Consider the following 3152-nt stretch of genomic DNA (forward strand, 5'->3'; position numbering starts at 1 on the left):
CCAGAGTCCTGGCTCCGGCGGCCTTCCCGCTCTCAATATCATGACGCGTGTCCCCAATCACAACGGCCTTGGCTGCTTCGTCGCCGATCTGGTGGCGCCCGCGATCCACTGCCAATCGGGTGAGTTCATCACGGCTCTCGGAATCCGAGCCGTACCCGCCGAACTTGAAATACTGATCGATTTGACCGCGCCTCAGTTTGAGGAAGGCGCCCCGCTCCAGATTTCCTGTAGCTAATCCCAAAACAACGCCGGGAATCTCAGAGAGTTTGGCCAAAAGCTCTTCCACACCGGGCAGAATCCGGTATTCGGCACTATCCAATTCATCCACGAGAATTTCCAAGTAAGTTGTGGTGAGCGCATGCAACTCGCCGGCCACACACTCCCCGCCCAAGAGTTGGCGGTACTTGTTCCGGAAGATGGCGGGATCCGTTCGCCCGGCCACCTGATCGAGCTCCAAATCCCCTGTCACACCGTAAAGCTTCTCAAAAGCGCGCGCCACCGAGCGCATACCCGCTCCTCCGGTGTTGATAAGGGTTCCGTCAATGTCGAACAGGACAATCGTTTTCATGGCCAACCATTCTAACACATTGCCTAGGCGCTCAACGTATGGTAGCTTATGCAAAATTGAGAGGCATGTTTCTTGAAAATTATCGACATTCATCGCCACAGTTTGGTCGGAGAAGACAGACGTATCTCCCCTAAAGGAGTCGAGGTCGTTCAGGCTGCTCAATATCTCCTTCCCCTCGACTATCAGCTCTATTATGTGAGTCCGGCGCCGCGCTGCGCAGACACCTTGCGCACTCTGGGGCAGGTCACTTTTGAAGAGGATGATGCCTTCAGCGGAATCCCAGGGGCCCCGCTCATTCCCTACCTGCCTCAGCTCCAGGAATATGTCAATTTCAAGGGTTGTTCAACCCTTGAGGCCTACATGCACTTTCACGAAACCTCCGCGATTGTCTGGGAAACAGGACGCCGCGTCTTGGATGCGCTGCTCAAGATAGCGTCTGCGCTTCCGGAGGACGGCCGCGCCCTGGTCATCTCCCACAGCGGAGCCATTGAACCGGCCGCGCTCATTGCCTTGGGTTCGCGCGATGCGCAAGACATGGGCGGACAGCTCGGCCCATGCGAGGGTGTGCGCTTCGAAATCGAGGGAGGCTTGGTCAGCCGGGTGGTGGTGCGAAGGTTACAGCCTGTTGAATAACTTATAGGGACGGTTCTTACAAAAGGTCAGGGGACATATCTCCAAAGGAGATGTGTCCCCTAATGTTCTTGAAGAACCGTCCCTGGCACCTCAGTTCTTCTCCCGATACCTGCCGATTTTCAGAATTCGACCGATATTCGCAGTGGAACGAATCACGGGTTGAAGCATCCCCTTTTTGCGGGTGGAAATGAGCGTGGCCACGCCCGGGCCGTGGCCCGAGATCACGCTATCCGAGTGAATGACGATGCCGATGGTCACCGCGCCCGTGTAAAAATGGCGGCCCAAGGTATTGTCGCAATCCATGAGCGCGACTAAATCCCCGAGCCGGATTTTATCCAGGCCGTGCTTCTTGACGAGACCCGGATCCTGCGTAGTGATGTCATAATCACCCGTGCCAGGATCCGCATGTCCAATCCCCGAACCCATCAAAGCCCCCGGCACCAGGGCCGTCACCGGAACACTGAGCCCGCCGGAGGACTCTGCCTTGATCCCGAGCTTTCCCAGCACCGCAGGGTCCAGGTTGTAAGTCTTGATGTGGGGGTAGTCGGTGAGTTGAAGCCCCTGGCCATAGGCGCGAACCAGGACCTTGTCGTCCAGGGTCATCTTGCGTAAATCGCGATCCGCAAAGTCCACGGTCAGGTGCTCCACACCCCCGTGATGGCCGGTGACTGTTCCTTTGGCGCCTTTGGCGCCGCCCGAAACCACCACCGCCTCATTCCCGACGCAGGGCAAGAACTGAAAGGCCTGGGCCTGCTTGTTGTTGCGGTTTTGTTCGTCCAGGGTGCAGGACACGCAGGGTTCAATGTGGTCCCCGGCCCAGCCAAAGGCCGGATCCCCCACCTTCACGTTGTAGGTGATCCCGCCCACGCTGGGGACTGCATGCGGCTTGCCGTCCGAGTCTAATTCAAAAGGGCTGAAGCGCATGGCATTGGCCACACGGCCTTGTACCGCAATTTTGACGAGCTGTTTGATGTTTGTTTTCATAGAATCCTCACGTTGTCGTTCCCGCGTTTCGCTCCTCGCGATGACGGACTCTGCTTCACCGCTGGTGTCGAGCACCCTACGACTCCAATCGCGGCAGCCATGCGTTGCGGCGCGCAGCCACCAGGATCCCTCGAAAAGCTTTAAGCCCCAGGATCAAATAGACCGCGTTCAACACAAAACTCAGAACCAGGTTTCCCAATACGCCGCCTTGGCCGGAAACCAGGGACCTCATCCCTTCGAATACATAGGTGCACGGCAACAAGCGAGCAACGGCCTGAGCCCACAAAGGCAATGCCTCCACCGGATAGAATACGCAGGCAAAGGGCTGAAGTGCAAAAGCCATAATCCACGAGAGCGCGACAAGGCCGCGGCCGAAGCGAATTAGGAGCGTGTTCACAAAAAGGCCCAGGACCCAGCCGGTCATCAAGAGGCTCACCAGGAACGGGATCAGTTGGATGCCCAAAATAACGAGGTTCTGCCCAAACAGAATCCAGGCCAAGAAAGTCATCAGGGTGAGTTCGATCACGAGTTTGATCAGGCCGAAGCAGGCAGTACCCACCAGGAAGTCGGCCAGGGTGACGGGGGTGGTAAAGAAATTGAGGAGGTTGCGGCTCCACGCCTCTTCCATGAGCCCAAAGGTGATCTCGTGCTGGCCGCGACGCAAGATTGCCCAGAGGATGACGGCGGCCAGAAGCGTGGAGGTCATCCAGCCGAGTTGGGAGGAGGCCTCCTTCAGGTAGAGTGTGACAAAGCCCCAGATCAAGAGATCGACCACCGGGTGCCACAGTGTGTCCAGAACATAGTCCGCGTTGTGGCGCCACAGATAGAAATGCCTGAAGAAGACCCCTTGGATCCTCCTCCAGCTCATGAGGCGCCCCCGTGCTCTTCCACTCCGTTGCGGGACACGCGGATGAAAAAGTCTTCCAGCGTGGGGTGTGCCACCTCCAAGTCCTCGAGTTTGGCGCCC

Annotated in this window: 4 protein-coding genes; 1 reads left to right on the forward strand and 3 read right to left on the reverse strand. The window is 57.6% G+C overall.

All coding sequences use genetic code 11. The features are described from left to right. The coding region (locus JW937_05205; GenBank protein ID MBN1586811.1) for an HAD hydrolase-like protein at window positions 1–568 on the reverse strand (568 nt) is incomplete at its 3' end. Window positions 569–640: 72 nt separating this feature from the next. Between JW937_05205 and JW937_05210 the strand changes: the two genes are divergently transcribed. After that, complete coding sequence (locus JW937_05210) at window positions 641–1201, forward strand: hypothetical protein (GenBank protein ID MBN1586812.1); 561 nt, start codon at window positions 641–643, stop codon at window positions 1199–1201. Between the two features lie 90 nt (window positions 1202–1291). Here JW937_05210 and JW937_05215 read toward each other — a convergent pair whose 3' ends face one another. Then, a complete protein-coding gene (locus JW937_05215) occupies window positions 1292–2185 on the reverse strand; it encodes a DUF4438 domain-containing protein (GenBank protein ID MBN1586813.1) in 894 nt (297 codons plus the stop codon). A 76-nt stretch (window positions 2186–2261) separates the two neighbouring features. Then, complete coding sequence (locus JW937_05220; protein MBN1586814.1) at window positions 2262–3053, reverse strand: ABC transporter permease; 792 nt, start codon at window positions 3051–3053, stop codon at window positions 2262–2264. Between the last annotated feature and the right edge of the window lie 99 nt (window positions 3054–3152).

The organism is Candidatus Omnitrophota bacterium, assembly GCA_016929445.1.
Lineage (GTDB): Bacteria > Omnitrophota > Gorgyraeia > JAFGIU01 > JAFGIU01 > JAFGIU01.